We start from the raw sequence: 15,424 nt of genomic DNA, 5'->3' as shown, positions 1-15,424 counted from the left end.
GTCAGCGGATCTCCAGGATCTTCTCCCGCATCGCGTAGACCACGGCCTCCATCCTGGAGTGCAGTTGCAGCTTCTCCAGGATGTTGCGCACATGGTTCTTCACGGTGTTCTCGGAGATGTACAACTCCTTGGCGATGTCGCGGTTGTTCATCCCCGTGGCCACGAGCTTGAGCACTTCGAGTTCGCGGTCGGTCAGCCGCGGCGCCGGCACCAGCCGGCGCTCGTCGGTGCGCTGGATCATCGACTTGAACTCGGTGAGCAGTTTCGACGCCATGGACGGGCTGATCTGCGACTGCCCGTCCGCCACGGCGCGAATGGCCGTGGCCACCTCGTCCGTGGAGATCTCCTTGAGCAGGTATCCGGTCGCGCCCGCCTTGATCGCGTCGTAGAGGTCGGCCTCCTCGTCGCTGATCGTCAGCATGATGATCTTGGCGCTGGGCGCCACCTCCTTGATGGAGGTGCACGCCTCGATCCCGCCGCGCTTGGGCATCCGCACGTCCATGAGCACGATGTCGGGCAGCAGGTCGGCGGCCTTGTCGACGGCCTCGGCGCCGTCGCCCGCCTCCCCCACGACCTGGATGTCCTCCTCGGCGGCGAGCACGATCTCCAGACCACGGCGGAAGAGGGCGTGGTCGTCCACGACCAGGACTCTGATCGGCTCCTTGCGCGCAGAGCCCGCCCCCGGGCCCGTACCGACGACGCCGTCGGCGTCCGCATCCCGCATCGGTCCGAAGCTGTCCGCCATCGTTCCTCCCCCTGAGGCTGTGGCCTGTGGTCCTGTGCCATCGCCAACCCAAGGCAACGGCCCACCGGTTGGGCCGGTCCGGCCATGATTTCATGCCTGGACGACGCCGCGGTGACGAGCGGGGCGCGAAGTGGTCGCACACCGGTGCCCCTGGGGGCGCACACGCGCTCCAGGGGCACCCGCTCAACCGTCGGCCGGATCGTCAGCCGCCCAGCGTGCCACCAGCCGCGGGGAATTCCGCCCGCGCGATCATCGGGTCCGTGCTGAGGTGGATGACCCCGTAGTCGTAGGCGTGCCGCCGGTAGACGACGCTCGGTTCCTTGGTCTCGGAGTCGATGAACAGATAGAAGTCGTGGCCGACAAGTTCCATCTCGTAGAGGGCCTGGTCGAGGCTCATCGGGGAGGCGACGTGGGTCTTCTCACGGACGACGAGGGGGCCTTCACCCTTCACTTCCAGCGGGCCGATCTTCTTCGTGGGCACTCCGTCCGTCTCTTCCTCGTGGACGGGGTGGCCGTTCCCGTTGAGCGTTGCCGCTCCCGGGACGTGGTCGGGGACCTCGGCGGCCGGGACCCGGCGGGCGCCGCGACGCGAGAACCGCTTGTCGTGCTGCTTGCGCAGCCGGGCGCCCAGCTTCTCCGCCGCCAGGTCGAGTGCCGCGTACGGGTCGCTGGCCGCTGCCTCCGCCCGGATCACCGGACCGCGGGAGCGGAGCGTGATCTCCACTCGGTCACAGCGGTCGGCCTGTCGGGGGTTGGGCTCCTTGGACACCTCGACGTCGAGGCTGATCACCTTGCCGTCGAGCTTCTGGATCTTCTCCAGCTTCAGCTTCTCGGCCACGTGCTTGCGGAACCGCTCGGGCACCTCGGTCTTGCGGCCCTTGACGACGATGTCCACGCAGAACTCCGTTCCCGGATCGCTCCGCTGCGACGGCGGAGCTTCTCCCTTTTGCACCAGGCTCCGGTGAACCCGGAACCCCGGAACTTCGGACTCGGTGACGTCCACCTCCTCCCCCATGGGCAAGATCTCCGCCTGGCCGGCGCGGGTCATTACGGTTAACCGCAGCCACGGCAATCGGATATCGGAGGCATAGCCTGCGGCTTTCCCTCACAACCGAACATATCTCGCCCGTACGGATGTCGTCACCCTCTACTGCGGCGTACCTCCGATCAAGTGAATAGACCCCCTTACTACCTGCAACAACGTAAGTTCGGAGTCAGTACCGGATTATTTCGAAGGAATCCGGCGGGGCTGCGATCACTGCCGCGCGGATCAATCGTCCGGCGCCGTTCGTGTCCGCCATTCCCGCTCCTTCGTAGGTCGCGTTACGTCTCTCTTCCTGCGATCCGCCGATCCGTTCCTCCCTTCCTTCCCGAGTTGCGCGCTCGTACACAATCCTTCTCCCTATCTCCTCAGCCGGTGCCTCCCGCACGGCCCGTGCCGCCTCCGTCAGCGACGCGCCGGTCGTCAGCAGATCGTCGACCAGCACCAGGTGACCGCCGGCGAGCAGCCGGGCACCGCCCGCCATGACCTCCAGCGCGCCCGCGAGATTGCCCTGACGCTGCCGGGAGTTGAGCCCCGACTGGTCGGCCACGGCCCGCCGCTGCCGCAGTACACCGGCCACCCGCGCCCGCCGTCCGCTCCGCCGCAGCTCACCGGCGGCGGCGAGGGCGATCCGGCGCACCGGATCGTGACCACGCGCCCGCACGGCCCGCCGCGCGGACGGCACCGGGACGAGCAGCACGGGCGCGTCCCTCCGCCCGCACCCCGCGCGCACCGCCCGGGCGAGGGCGGCGCCGAGGGGCCGCGCCAGTGCCAGCGCGCCGCGTTCCTTGTGCGCGAGGAGGGTCGCCCTTACCTCGTCCGCGTACGGAGCCGCCGCGTGCACGACCGGCAGCCCGGGCGGTTCCGGCACCGGCCGCACCCGGCTCGGTGCGGCCCCGGTGAGGGCGGCACGGCACTCCGGGCAGAGCACCGTGCGAGACCTGCCGCAGCCCGCGCACTCGGTCGGCAGCACCAGGTCGGTGAGGTCCTGCAACCACCCCGGCATGCGCACCACTGTGCCAACGCGGGAGCCACCCGGCCACCCCTGTGGACAACTCCCTGTGGACAACTCCGCGCAGGTCGTAACGACAGTCACTCACACGAGTTACAGCGCCGCCCGCGGAGACCGGAACGGCCCGGCGCCCGGCCCCGACGAACGCCGGAGGCGTCAGTCCGGTGAACCCCAGCCGTGGCCCGGCCGAGTCCACACCTCAGCCTGGAAGAACCCACACCGCAGGCTGGAAGATCCCCTGCCTCAGGCCGGCCGAGCCCGTGCCGCCGCCCGGGCGCGCCGATACGCGGCCCAGCCCGGCCCGGCCGGTCGACGTGGCGCCTCCACCCCGACCGGCGCGTCGGCCATCACCACCGCCACCACCGCCGGGCAGCCCCCCGCGCCCCGACGCACCCGCCCCCTCACCCCGGATAGATCGGCGCCGTCCCGTCCTTGACGACCTTCTGCCACTGCGCCCCTGACGGCAGCCGCACGATCCCGTCCTCCGAGTACGCCACCAGCGGCACCCGCTCGTCCTCGGACGCGGTGATCGCCTTCACCCCGGTCAGCGCGGCGGGTGCCTGGCCCTCCGGCACGGAGCCGTCGACCTGGACGTAGGACATCTGCTGCACGCCCCCCTGTTCGCGCCCGACCACCACCAGCCGGCTGTCACCGGCCCACGACATGGTGGTGACCTCCTCCAACCACGGAGCCGCGGACCGCAGTTCGACGACCGCCGGTCCCTCGCCCGAGGTGTCGTCGCGCTCGATCCGCCCGATGAGCAGGGACTGCCGGCCGTCCTTCTCCACGACCAGCGCCATCCGTGCCCCGTCCGCGGCCACCCGGATGTCCTTGATCTGACCGGACAGCCCCGGAACCCGTACCGACTCCGGTTTCCCCGAGCCCTGCTTCAGCATGAGCAGCCGTGGATCCAGGTGATTCCGGTCGGCCACCCACAGATCACCCTGTGCGTCCCAGGTCGGCGTGGCGAGCCGGTCGTCCTTGGTGGTGCCGGTGCTGGTCACGACGGCGGAACCGAGCGAACCCCCGGGGGTCAGCGCCGTGACGTACAGCGATGTCCCGTCGCTGCTGACCCCGGCGGCGGTGTGCTCGTCGCGCGAGACCGCCACGGACCCGAATTCCTTGTCGCCCTGACCGAGCGCGCCCGGCACCGGCACGGCGGTGGTGCTCGTGCTGCCGCCCGCGATCCGCACCAGCCGGTGCTTGCTGTCGAAGAAGTACAGGTAGCCGGGGCCCTTCGCGGGGCTGTGCCAGGCGACGGTCTCGGCCCGGTCGGCGCTCAGTTCGCACAGCGTCCTGTCGTCCGGCCCCTGCAACTCGACCGAGTCCACGGTGGGTGTCAGGTTCCGCAGGGTGAACAGCAGTTGCGTCGCCATCTCCGCGCACTGCGGCTCGCCGGCCCGGGCCGCCTGCCCGTTCAACGGGACCGTCAGCCTGTTCTGGTCGTCGGGCGTCAGCGCGCTCGCGCCCTTCTGCAACGCCGCCCCCGTCGGGAAACTCGACCGCACCGCAGGTCCGACCCAGTTCGTGGGCCCGTTCAGCAGCGAGCGCACCACCTGGGTCATCGGATCCACCCGGGTGCGCAGGAAGACCGGGTCGGCGACGGCCACCGGCTCCCCGCCGGGCCCGACCGAGCTGTGCGACGCGAAGTAGTACTTGTTGACCGGGGTGTAGTTCCGCTGGAAGTCGGACTTGCCCATCACGACGCCCTGCGGCAGCGTGTCGATGCGCCACTGCCCGGTCTTGGTGTCCCGGCTCAGGTGCAGCCGCTTGGCGTACGCCCCCTTGGCGGGCGCGTACGCCTGCTGCGCGTCGACGGTGGCGACCCTGGTCCCGGCCAGTACGTAGGAGAGGCTGCCGGGATCCTCCCGCGCGGCGGCGCCCTGGTCGGACTCGGTGCTCGGCCCGTCAGCGAGCACCGTGGTCCCCTGCTCCGGCCGCCACTTCCGCGCCGCGGCCGGGGTCAGATACTTGCGGGCCGTGTCGTAGCTCGGGTCGTCACTGGTCAGCGCCTCCAGGAAGCCCTGCACGATCTCGCCGGGCGCGGCGTTCTCCTGGGGCGGCATGGCGAACACGCGCACCTGTGTGTCCTGCCGGGGCGTCGACTCGACGTCCCGCAGGTCACCGCTGTCCGGCATCGAGGCACACCCGGCCAGCAGTACGGCACCACAGGCGGCGTACACCACCGCGCGCACCGGACGACGCCGGACGCCCCCCTCGCGGTCAGCGCCCACGAAATGCCTCCCCTGAGGTGTTCGAATCCCCCGCTCCCGTCGCCGTGTCCCGGCTCGCTTCGTCCCGGCTCGCGTCCGACGCGGCCTCCGCGGCTGCGGGCGCGTCGTCCATGCGCCGGACGGTTCCGGACTGCCGGGGCACCACGCGCGCCCCGTTGCCGGGCAGCGCCGTCGGATCGGCGGCCGGAGTCACGGTGGCCGTCCGCTGCGCGAGCGGGGCGCGCGACGACAGCGACGGCACCTGCCCGCCCGAGGGCTGCGCCGGCACCATGGCCCGCCTGTCCTCGCCACCGTGCGGCACACCGGCCCCGCCCTGTTCCGCGTTGCGCCGCGAGTCCTTCGGCTCCAGCGGTATCGGCGAGCCCCGAAGCGGCTCGTCCGCGGTCCGCGGCAGCGTCAGCCGGAACTGCGATCCACCGCCCGGCTCGCCCCATGCCTGGAGCCAGCCGCCGTGCAGCCGCGCGTCCTCCAGGGCGATGGACAGTCCCAGACCCGTGCCGCCCGTGGTACGCGCGCGTGCCGGATCGGCCCGCCAGAAACGGCTGAAGACCCGGGTCGCCTCGCCGGGCTTGAGCCCGACTCCGTAGTCGCGCACCGCGACCGCGACGGCGCCGCCGGCCGCGGCCAGCCTGACCACGACGTCCTTGCCCTCGCCGTGCTCCACCGCGTTGACGACGAGGTTGCGCAGCACCCGCTCCACACGCCGGGCGTCCGCCTCCGCGACCACGGGCTGCTGGTCGCCGACGACACGTATCCGGCTGCCCTTCCGCTCGGCCAGCGGCTCCGCCCCGCTGACCACCCGCCGTACGACCTCCCGCAGGTCTATCGCCTCGGCCTCCAGCGCCGCCGCGCCCGCGTCGAACCGGCTGATCTCCAGCAGGTCGGCGAGCAGCGACTCGAAGCGGTCCAGCTGGTCGGCGAGCAGCTCTGCCGAACGGGCGGTCACCGGATCGAAGTCCTCGCGTGCCTCATGGATCACGTCGGCGGCCATACGCACGGTCGTCAGCGGGGTGCGCAGCTCGTGCGACACGTCGGAGACGAACCTCCGCTGCATCCGCGACAGGTCCTCCAACTGCTGGATCTTCAGCTGCAGGTTCTGCGCCATCTTGTTGAACGCCTCGCCGAGACGCGCGATGTCGTCCTCGCCGGTGACCTTCATCCGTTCCTGCAGACGGCCCGCCGACAGTCGCTCCGCGATCCCGGCCGCCATCCGCACGGGCGTCACGACCTGCCGCACCACCAGCCACGCGATGGCCCCGAGGAGTACGACGACGAACAGCCCGGCGGTCGCGAGCGTGCCCTTGACCAGGCTCAGCGACTTCTCCTCCTGCGTCAGCGGGAAGAGGTAGTACAGCTCGTACGGGTCCCCGTTCGGGTCGTTCACCTGTTTGCCGATGACCAGCGCGGGCTGGGACGCCTTGCCGTTGCTGTAGACGACACGGGTGTAGCTCTGGGCCGCCGTCGTACTGGTGTGGACCCGCGCGCGCAGATCCACGGGCACGCTGGCGGACGGGTCGACGTACCCGGAGCCGCGCGGGCTGCGCCCGCCGCCGCTGTCGTCGCCCGCGGGGAGCGTCACCACGTCGAAGGCGCCCTGGCCGCCGCTGGACAGCGACTCCACGAGGTCGCTCATCCACTGGATGACGTTCTGCGACTGCCGGCCGTCGACCGCCGAGCTGTCGTCCCCGGTGCTGTTCGATGCCTCGTCGGCCTGCTGCTTGGCCACCGCGAACCCGCCGGTGGCCTGGCTCTGCGACGCCTTCACCTTGGCGTCCAGCAGGCCGTTGCGCACCTGCCCGATGACGACGAAACCGAGCAGCAGGACGACGCCCAGCGACATCAGCAGCGTCGTGACGACGACCTTGAGCTGGATGTTGCGCCGCCACAGCCGCATGACCGGCAGCAGCGGCCGGCGCACCCAGCGCACGAACAGGCGCAGCACCGGGCTGCCCCGCACTCCGCCCTGCAACAGCCCGCCTTCGAGGAGGCGTCCCCAGCCCGACCCGGCCGTCTTCCGGCCGACAGGCCGCCCCGGACTCTCCCCGGGACGGCCGGGAGCCGAAGCGGCACTGTCTCCCGACACGTCAGCTCGGTCCGGCCTTGTAACCGACGCCACGGACGGTCACCACGATCTCCGGCCGCTCCGGATCCTTCTCGACCTTGGACCGCAGCCGCTGCACGTGCACGTTCACCAGCCGCGTGTCCGCCGCGTGCCGGTAGCCCCACACCTGTTCCAGCAGCACCTCGCGGGTGAACACCTGCCACGGCTTGCGGGCCAGCGCCACCAGCAGATCGAACTCCAGCGGCGTCAGCGCGATCGACTGCCCGTCCCGCTTCACGGAGTGCCCAGCCACGTCGATGACCAGGTCACCTATGGTGAGCTGCTCCGGAGCCGGCTCCTCCGACCTGCGCAGCCGCGCGCGGATCCGGGCCACCAGCTCCTTCGGCTTGAACGGCTTGACGATGTAGTCGTCGGCGCCCGACTCCAGGCCCACGACCACGTCCACGGTGTCGCTCTTGGCGGTGAGCATCACGATCGGCACACCGGACTCCGCGCGGATCAGCCGGCACACCTCGATGCCGTCCCGGCCGGGCAGCATCAGGTCGAGCAGCACCAGATCGGGCTTGGTCTCGCGGAAAGCGGCGAGCGCCTTGTCGCCGTCGGCTACGAAAGACGGCTCAAAACCTTCACCTCGCAGCACGATGCCGAGCATCTCGGCCAGCGCGGTGTCGTCATCGACGACGAGGACTCGTCCCTTCATAAACGACATCATCCCATTCTCATAACGGCGAAGGTGGCGCAGGTGAGCAGGCTCACCGGCCAGTGACGATAGTCGTACGGGACCGTCACTGTCTGCCCCTGTCCTTCGACACCGGTGTCAGCGACGGACACCGCCCCTGGCAACGGCGGAGTCGCCGCGGCAACGGCGGAGCGCGTGCCGCTCCGGCCGCCCGCCGGCGGCGCGGTGGTCACAGGCGGTCGCGGCCCTCGCCCCGCGACGGTGCGCCACTGACGTCATACGGCTACGGCCCCCCTCGTGCCGGTGGCAGGAGCGGCCCCGCTTCGGTGAAAGAGGGCAGCCCACTTCGGCAGGCCGAGCAGGACCACTTCGGCGAGCCCAGAACACGCCCGCACGACCCCATACCTGTTCCGCCCCCCGACATCCCCTCAATCCCCTCAGTCCCTCAGTCCTCTCAGTCCCCTCAGTCCCTCAGTCCTCTCAGTCCCCTCCGTCCCCGCCGCCCACTACTCCCCCTCCTTTCTCATGCCCCGGTCCGCTGACCGACCGAGCCGGAGATCAGCTCCGCGAGCACGGCGCCCGTCACGGGTGAGACGACGCCCGCGTCGGTGACGATCGCCGTCACCAGTTCGGGCGGCGTCACATCGAACGCCGGGTTGTACGCCTGCGTTCCCAACGGCGCCACCACAACCCCGCCGCCCGCTCCGCCGACCGGTGCCCACGGCGCAGTGAGCTCGGTCACCTCGTATCCGGGCCGCTGCTCGACCTCGATGGACGCCCCGTCCGGCGTGTCCGGATCCACCGTCGTCACCGGCGCCACCACGATGAACGGCACGTGGTGGTACCGCGCCAGCACCGCGAGCGGATAGCTGCCCACCTTGTTCGCCACCGACCCGTCGGCCGCGATGCGGTCGGCACCGATCAGCACCGCGTCCACCTCTCCCGCCGCGAACAGCGATCCGGCCGCGCTGTCGGTGAGCAAGGAGTACGCCATGCCGGTGCGGGCCGCCTCGTACGCCGTCAGCCGCGCGCCCTGCAACAGCGGACGCGTCTCGTCCACCCACAGCCGGCGCAGCCGCCCTTCCCGGTGCACGGCGAGCGCCACGGCGAGCGCGGTCCCCTCCCCGCCCGACACCAGTGACCCGGAGTTGCAGTGCGTGAGGATCCGGTGTCCCCCGCCGGGCAGCAACTCGTCGAGCAACGCCAGCCCGTACCCGGCCATCCGGGCGGATGCCTCGGCGTCCTCCCGGTGCATCGCCCGCGCAGCGGCCAGCGCGGCCGCCGCCGCCCGCTGCGGGTCGCCGCCCTCGGCGAGCGCGGCCCGGTGGGCGGCCTGTGCCCTGCGCACCCCGACGGACAGGTTCACCGCGGTGGGCCGGGCGGCCTGGAGCGCGCCCGCGGCCTCGTCCACGTCGAAACCCCGCACGGCGGCGAGCGCGACGCCGTACGCCCCCGCGATGCCGAGCAGCGGCGCCCCGCGCACGGCGAGCGCACGGATCGCCTCGACCAGAGCCGGCGCGTCGGTGCACACCAGCTCGACCTCCTCGGTCGGCAGTCTGGTCTGGTCGAGAAGGACCAGTACGGGCCCTTCGGGCGGCTCCTCCCAGCGGATCGCCGGTATCTCGGTCGCGTGCCTGCCCTCGCCGGTGTGCGCGTCCTGATCAGCCATGCGGTCAGTCTGCCCCGTATCCCACGGACAATTGAAGGTGCAGCCCCTACCGCAGCCGGTCCCCTGCCCTCCGCCCCATGGCACGATGGCTGCCAACCTGCCGCCGCGACCGCGGACGGGCACCGAGAAGGAGCATCGATGAACGACACTCCGGGCTGGGCCTCGCCCGGATCCACCCCGTCCAACGGGCAGGAACCGGGCGCGTCCGGTCCTGTCGACCCCGCCGGCCGGCCGGTGCCCGCACAGCCCGCCGACCAGCCGGGCGCGGACCCACAGGCCCCCGGCTCGAAGTGGTCCGAGGAGCAGCCGCCACCCGGCCAGTGGTCCGCGCCCGCCGGCGCCCCGGCCCCGGGCCAGGCACCGCCGCCCCCACCGCCCGGCCCGGGCTGGGGCGGCCCGCACCCGGGCGGCCAGGGAGGTCACGGCGGCTACGGCGGCCCGGGGGGCTACGGCGGGTACGGAGGAGCCGGCGGCTACGGAGGCTGGGGCGCGGGCTGGGGCGGCCCCCCGCCCGCGGCCAAGCCCGGCGTCATCCCGCTGCGCCCACTCGGTGTGGGCGAGATCCTCGACGGCGCCGTCTCCACCATGCGCACCTACTGGCGCACGGTCCTGGGGATCTCGCTGACCGTCGCGGTCGTCACGGAGATCGTCGGCATCCTCCTCCAGGGCTTCGTCCTCGACGACACGGCGACCACCGACACCCTCAACGACCCGAGCGCCAGCTTCGACGAACTCTCCCGCGCCATGGGCGAGGCCACGCTCAGCTCCGTCGCCGTCCTGCTGATCTCCTCCATCGGCACCATCGTCGCCACCGCTCTGCTGGCGACCGTGACCAGCCGGGCCGTCCTGGGCAGGCCCGTGACCACCGGCGAAGCCTGGCGGGACGCCCGCCCGCGGATCGGCAGGCTGATTGGCCTGATCTTCCTGCTGCCGCTCATCTCCCTCGGCATCATGCTCTGCGGGGCGCTGCCGGGCATACTCGTGGGCGTCGCCGGCGCAGGGGACGCCGCCGTCTTCCCGCTCCTCGTCCTCGGCCTGCTCGCGGCGCTCGTCGTCGTGATCTGGCTCATGGTCCGCTTCTCGCTGGCCTCGCCCGCGCTGGTGCTGGAGCGGCAGGGCATCCTGAAGTCGATGAGCCGCTCCACAAAGCTGGTCCGCGGCTCCTGGTGGCGGGTCCTCGGCATCCAACTGCTCGCCGGGATCATCGCGAACATCATCGCGTCGATCGTCATCATCCCCTTCGCCCTGATCGGCGCCGCGCTGAGCGGCGACGGCCTCTCCGGTTTCCTCGGCGGGACCGGCGGCGTCGGCTGGACGTTCCTCATCATCAGCGGCGTCGGCTCGGTGATCGGCTCCATGATCACGTTCCCGATCAGCGGGGGCGTCAGCGTGCTCCTCTACATCGACCAGCGCATCCGCCGCGAGGCCCTCGACCTCGAACTGGCCCGCGCCGCCGGGGTCCAGGACTACGGCGCGCCCGCGCCGGGCCCCGTCCCGGGGAGCTGACGCGGTGAGCCTGCCGGGGGGAGTACTGAGCACGGTGCCGGTCGTGCCGCACGCCGTCGGCCCCGCCGTCCGCAGCCTGCTGCGAGCGGGCGACACGGCCCTGCTGTCACTGGCGGGCTCGGGCGACGAGCCGCCGGTGACCACCCCGCGCGATCCCGCGCGGGAGGCCGCCCGGCGCGAACTGTCCAAGGGGATGTACCACGAGAACGACCCCAGTCTGCTCCAACGGGCCCTGAACGCCTTCTGGGACTGGCTCGGCAAGGTGCTCGACGCCGCCGCCTCGGCGACACCGGGAGGGACGCTCGGCCTGGTCGTGGTCGTGCTGGCCGTCGTCGCCGTACTGGCCGCCCTCTGGTGGCGCCTGGGCACCCCGCGCCGCCGCCCGGTCTCCGTCCCCGCCCTCTTCGACGACCGTCCCCGCAGCGCTGCGGAACACCGCGCCGCCGCCGAGGCACAGGCCGCCCAGGGCCACTGGAACCAGGCCGTCCAGGAACGCATGCGGGCCGTCGTCCGCGCCCTCGAAGAACGCGCCCTGCTCGACGCCCGGCCCGGCCGCACCGCCGACGAGGCGGCCGCGGAGGCCGGTCGCGCCCTGCCCGCGCACACGGACCGACTGCACGCCGCCGCGCGGGAGTTCGACGACGTCACGTACGGCGGCCGCCGGGCACACCGGCAGACGTACGACCGGCTCGTCGAACTCGACCGCGACCTGGAGCACGCCAAGCCCGCCCTCGCCACCAGCAGCCACAGCACGGCCCCCAGCAGCCGCCAGGGGGCCGCCGGATGACCACCGGGGCCACCCTCCCGTCCACCTCGGCCTCGCTCACCAACCGCCAGGTGTGGACCCGCACGCGGGGCATCGTCCTCGCGCTCGTCCTGCTGCTCGCGGGCGCCGTCGTGATCGCCGTCATCCGCTCCGATGCCCGGCACGGCGCCCTCGACCCCCGCTCCGCCGACCCCTACGGCAGCCGCGCTATCGCCGAGCTGCTCGCCGACCACGGCGTGTCCACGCGCGTGGTCACCACACTGGACGAGGCCCGTACCGCGGCCGGCCCGGACACCACCCTCCTGGTCGCCGTGCCCGACCTGCTCACGCCCGGCCGGCAGACCGCGCTGCACTCCGCCACCGCCGGGTCCGGTGGACGCACCCTCCTCGTCGCCGCCGGCAGTCCGTCCGTGGAACGCCTCGCGCCCGGCGTGACCGCGGACCCCGCCACCAGCTTCGGCTCGACCCTCAGCCCCGAGTGCGCCCTGCCCGCCGCCGTCCGCGCGGGCGCGGCCGACACGGGCGGCGTCCGCTACACCACCACACGCCTCGACGCCGACACGTGCTACCCCAGCCGGCGCCTCGCCACCTTGGTACGTGTCCCCGCCCCTTCCGGGAGCGGCGACACCGTCGTCCTCGGCGCGCCCGACATCCTCTACAACAACCGCCTCGACGAGCAGGGCAACGCCTCGCTCGCCCTTCAACTCCTCGGCTCCCGCCCCCATCTGGTCTGGTACCTCCCCTCCCTCTCCGACACCCCGGCCACCGGCACGGGCGACCAGAAGGACTTCCTGGACCTGCTTCCCTCCGGCTGGCTCTGGGGCACGCTGCAACTGTTCATCGCGGCGGTCCTCGCCGCCTTCTGGCGGGCACGCCGGCTCGGCCCCCTCGTACCCGAAAGACTTCCGGTCGCGATCCGTGCCTCCGAAACCGTCGAAGGCCGCGCCCGCCTCTACCGCAAGGCCGACGCCCGTGACCGCGCCGCCGCCGCTCTCCGTTTCACCACCCGCACCCGCCTCGCCCCCCTCGTCGGCGTCCCCGTCGCCCAGGCGCACGCGCCCGAAGCCCTGCTGCCCGCCCTGTCCGCCCACCTCCACGGCGACGCACAGGACCTGCACCCCCTCCTCTTCGGGCCCCCGCCCGGCGACGACGCAGCCCTCATCGCCCTCACCGACCGACTCGACGCCCTCGAAAGAGAGGTACGCCGTCCATGATGGACCCGACCACTGACAACGCCGGGAACACCGGGGATCCGGGCGACGCCCGCGCCGCCCTGGAAACCCTGCGCGCCGAGATCGCCAAAGCCGTGGTCGGCCAGGATCCCGCCGTGACCGGTCTCGTCGTCGCCCTGCTGTGCCGTGGACACGTCCTGCTGGAAGGCGTCCCCGGAGTCGCCAAGACACTCCTGGTCCGCGCCCTCGCCTCCGCGCTCGAACTGGAGACCAAGCGCGTCCAGTTCACCCCCGACCTCATGCCGAGCGACGTCACGGGCTCCCTCGTCTACGACACCCGCACCGCCGAGTTCTCCTTCCAGCCCGGCCCGGTCTTCACCAACCTGCTGCTCGCCGACGAGATCAACCGCACGCCTCCGAAGACCCAGTCCTCCCTGCTGGAGGCGATGGAGGAACGCCAGGTGACCGTCGACGGAACCCCCCGGCCCCTCCCGGAGCCATTCCTGGTCGCGGCCACCCAGAACCCCGTCGAGTACGAGGGCACCTACCCCCTCCCCGAAGCCCAGCTCGACCGCTTCCTGCTGAAGCTGACGATCCCGCTGCCCGCCCGGCAGGACGAGATCGATGTCCTCACCCGCCACGCGGCCGGCTTCAACCCGCGCGACCTGCGCGCCGCCGGCCTGCGCCCCGTGGCGGGCCCGGCCGCCCTCGAAGCCGCCCGCGCGGCGGTCGCCAAGACGACCGTCTCCCCCGAGATCATCGCCTACGTCGTGGACGTCTGCCGTGCCACCCGTGAGTCGCCCTCCCTCACCCTGGGCGTGTCCCCGCGCGGCGCCACCGCCCTGCTCGCCACCGCACGCGCGTGGGCGTGGCTGACGGGCCGCGACTACGTCATCCCCGACGACGTGAAGGCCCTCGCCCTGCCGACCCTCAGGCACCGTGTGCAGCTACGCCCCGAGGCCGAGATGGAGGGAGTGACGGCCGACTCCGTCATCAACGCCATCCTCGCCCACGTCCCGGTTCCCCGCTGATGCCGCTCACCGGACGCGCCGCCCTGCTGGCGGCCCTCGGCTCCGTGCCCGTCGGTATCTGGGATCCCGGCTGGACGGGCATCCTCGCAGTCAACGGCCCGCTCGCCGTGGCCTGCGCCTGCGACTTCGCCCTCGCCGCACCCGTACGACGGCTGATCCTGAGCCGCTCCGGAGACACCTCCGCGCGCCTGGGCGAGACCGCCGACGTGACGCTGACCGTCACCAACCCGTCGCGCCGTCCGCTCCGGGCCCGGCTGAGGGACGCCTGGCCACCCAGCAGCTGGCAGCCGGGCACGGAGATCGCGGCCTCCCGCCACCGCCTCACCGTGCCCCCGGGCGAACGCCGGCGCATCACGACCCGGCTGCGCCCCACCCGCCGCGGCGACCGCCAGGCCGACCGCGTCACGATCCGCTCCTACGGCCCCCTCGGTCTGTTCTCCCGCCAGGGAACCCACAAAGTGCCGTGGACGGTACGGGTCCTGCCCCCCTTCACCAGCCGCAAGCACCTCCCGTCGAAGCTCGCGCGACTACGCGAACTCGACGGCCGCACCAGCGTCCTGACCCGCGGTGAGGGCACCGAGTTCGACAGCCTGCGCGAATATGTCCCTGGCGATGACACCCGCTCCATCGACTGGCGGGCGACGGCACGCCACACGGCCGTGGCCGTCCGCACCTGGCGTCCGGAACGGGACCGCCACATCCTGCTGGTGCTGGACACCGGCCGTACCTCGGCCGGCCGGGTTGGCGACGCCCCGCGCCTGGACGCCTCCATGGACGCCGCTCTGCTCCTCGCGGCGCTCGCGGCCCGCGCCGGCGACCGTGTGGACCTCCTCGCCTACGACCGCCGGGTACGGGCTCTGGTCCAGGGACGTAAGGCAAGCGACGCCCTCCCGTCCCTGGTGGCCGCGATGGCGACGCTCGAACCCGAACTCGTCGAAACGGATGCCCGAGGACTGGCCGCCACGGCGCTCCGTACGGCGCCTCGCCGTTCCCTGCTCGTCCTGCTCACGTCCCTGGACGCGGCGCCGGTCGAGGAGGGCCTGCTTCCCGTGCTCGCGCAACTCACTCAACGGCACACGGTCGTGGTGGCCTCGGTCGCCGATCCCCGTATCGCCGAGATGGCGACCACCCGAGGAGACGTCGACGCGGTCTACGAGGCCGCTGCGGCGGCTCAGGCGCAGGCCGAACGGCACCGTACAGCGGAACAACTGCGTCGTCACGGCGTGACGATCGTCGACGCCACACCGGACGACTTGGCCCCGGCGCTGGCGGATGCGTACCTCGCTTTGAAGGCAGCGGGCCGACTCTGACCAAGTACCGTGCCAGAAATCCACCCAGACAACAGGCACGGTCAGCCCCGCGACCCCCTAAACGCAGAAATCCCCCGTGCCCAAGAGCACGAGGGATTCCCCACATTTAGTTCGGCGGCGTCCTACTCTCCCACAGGGTCCCCCCTGCAGTACCATCGGCGCTGTAAGGCTTAGCTTCCGGGTTCGGAATGTAACC

General features: G+C 72.2%; 12 protein-coding genes and 1 rRNA gene. 5 read left to right on the top strand and 8 right to left on the bottom strand.

Annotation, left to right across the window (positions count from 1 at the left end; translation table 11 throughout):
* Position 1 precedes the first annotated feature (1 nt).
* The 7 genes from ACFY2B_RS24680 to mtnA all read right to left on the bottom strand — a co-directional run bounded on the left by ACFY2B_RS24680 (position 2) and on the right by mtnA (position 9,443).
* Positions 2-745, bottom strand: a complete 744-nt coding sequence (locus tag ACFY2B_RS24680) for a response regulator (RefSeq protein ID WP_390765255.1) — start codon at positions 743-745, stop codon at positions 2-4.
* A gap of 202 nt (positions 746-947) precedes the next feature.
* A complete protein-coding gene (gene hpf, locus ACFY2B_RS24675; RefSeq protein ID WP_390765254.1) occupies positions 948-1,640 on the bottom strand; it encodes a ribosome hibernation-promoting factor, HPF/YfiA family in 693 nt (230 codons plus the stop codon).
* Positions 1,641-1,959: 319 nt separating this feature from the next.
* Entirely contained in the window at positions 1,960-2,793 is an 834-nt protein-coding gene (locus ACFY2B_RS24670; protein WP_390765253.1) for a ComF family protein, read from the bottom strand.
* Positions 2,794-3,200: 407 nt separating this feature from the next.
* A complete protein-coding gene (locus tag ACFY2B_RS24665) occupies positions 3,201-5,033 on the bottom strand; it encodes an LpqB family beta-propeller domain-containing protein (protein ID WP_390765252.1) in 1,833 nt (610 codons plus the stop codon).
* Positions 5,023-7,116 carry an MtrAB system histidine kinase MtrB gene (gene mtrB / locus ACFY2B_RS24660; RefSeq protein ID WP_390765251.1) on the bottom strand — a complete coding sequence of 698 codons (2,094 nt, stop codon included), beginning with the start codon at positions 7,114-7,116 and terminating at the stop codon, positions 5,023-5,025. The genes ACFY2B_RS24665 and mtrB overlap by 11 nt, the downstream gene beginning before the upstream one ends.
* A 1-nt stretch (position 7,117) precedes the next feature.
* Positions 7,118-7,807, bottom strand: coding sequence for a two-component system response regulator MtrA (mtrA, locus tag ACFY2B_RS24655; protein ID WP_191870552.1), 690 nt, complete (start codon positions 7,805-7,807; stop codon positions 7,118-7,120).
* Positions 7,808-8,297: 490 nt separating this feature from the next.
* Positions 8,298-9,443: an S-methyl-5-thioribose-1-phosphate isomerase gene (gene mtnA / locus ACFY2B_RS24650; RefSeq protein WP_390765250.1), complete on the bottom strand. Its 1,146-nt coding sequence runs from the start codon at positions 9,441-9,443 to the stop codon at positions 8,298-8,300.
* Positions 9,444-9,581: 138 nt separating this feature from the next.
* On the opposite strand from mtnA, the gene ACFY2B_RS24645 reads away from it, so the two are divergent.
* The 5 genes from ACFY2B_RS24645 to ACFY2B_RS24625 are packed head-to-tail and all read left to right on the top strand — an operon-like array spanning position 9,582 to position 15,228.
* Positions 9,582-10,949, top strand: coding sequence for a hypothetical protein (locus ACFY2B_RS24645; RefSeq protein ID WP_390765249.1), 1,368 nt, complete (start codon positions 9,582-9,584; stop codon positions 10,947-10,949).
* Positions 10,950-10,953: 4 nt separating this feature from the next.
* Positions 10,954-11,736 carry a DUF4129 domain-containing protein gene (locus ACFY2B_RS24640; RefSeq protein ID WP_390765248.1) on the top strand — a complete coding sequence of 261 codons (783 nt, stop codon included), beginning with the start codon at positions 10,954-10,956 and terminating at the stop codon, positions 11,734-11,736.
* Positions 11,733-12,929 carry a DUF4350 domain-containing protein gene (locus ACFY2B_RS24635; protein WP_390765247.1) on the top strand — a complete coding sequence of 399 codons (1,197 nt, stop codon included), beginning with the start codon at positions 11,733-11,735 and terminating at the stop codon, positions 12,927-12,929. The genes ACFY2B_RS24640 and ACFY2B_RS24635 overlap by 4 nt, the downstream gene beginning before the upstream one ends.
* Complete coding sequence (locus ACFY2B_RS24630) at positions 12,929-13,918, top strand: AAA family ATPase (RefSeq protein WP_390765246.1); 990 nt, start codon at positions 12,929-12,931, stop codon at positions 13,916-13,918. Before ACFY2B_RS24635 ends, ACFY2B_RS24630 begins: the two co-directional genes overlap by 1 nt.
* Positions 13,918-15,228 carry a DUF58 domain-containing protein gene (locus tag ACFY2B_RS24625; protein ID WP_390765245.1) on the top strand — a complete coding sequence of 437 codons (1,311 nt, stop codon included), beginning with the start codon at positions 13,918-13,920 and terminating at the stop codon, positions 15,226-15,228. The genes ACFY2B_RS24630 and ACFY2B_RS24625 overlap by 1 nt, the downstream gene beginning before the upstream one ends.
* Before the next feature lie 109 nt (positions 15,229-15,337).
* On the opposite strand, the gene rrf is transcribed toward ACFY2B_RS24625, so the two are convergent.
* Positions 15,338-15,424 (bottom strand): 5S ribosomal RNA (rrf, locus tag ACFY2B_RS24620); the annotation flags it as partial.

Source organism: Streptomyces sp. NPDC001270 (assembly GCF_042896695.1).
In the GTDB taxonomy this organism is placed as follows: Bacteria; Actinomycetota; Actinomycetes; order Streptomycetales; family Streptomycetaceae; genus Streptomyces.
Note: the sequence above shows the minus strand (reverse complement) of the source record. Positions and strands in the feature narration are given on the sequence as shown.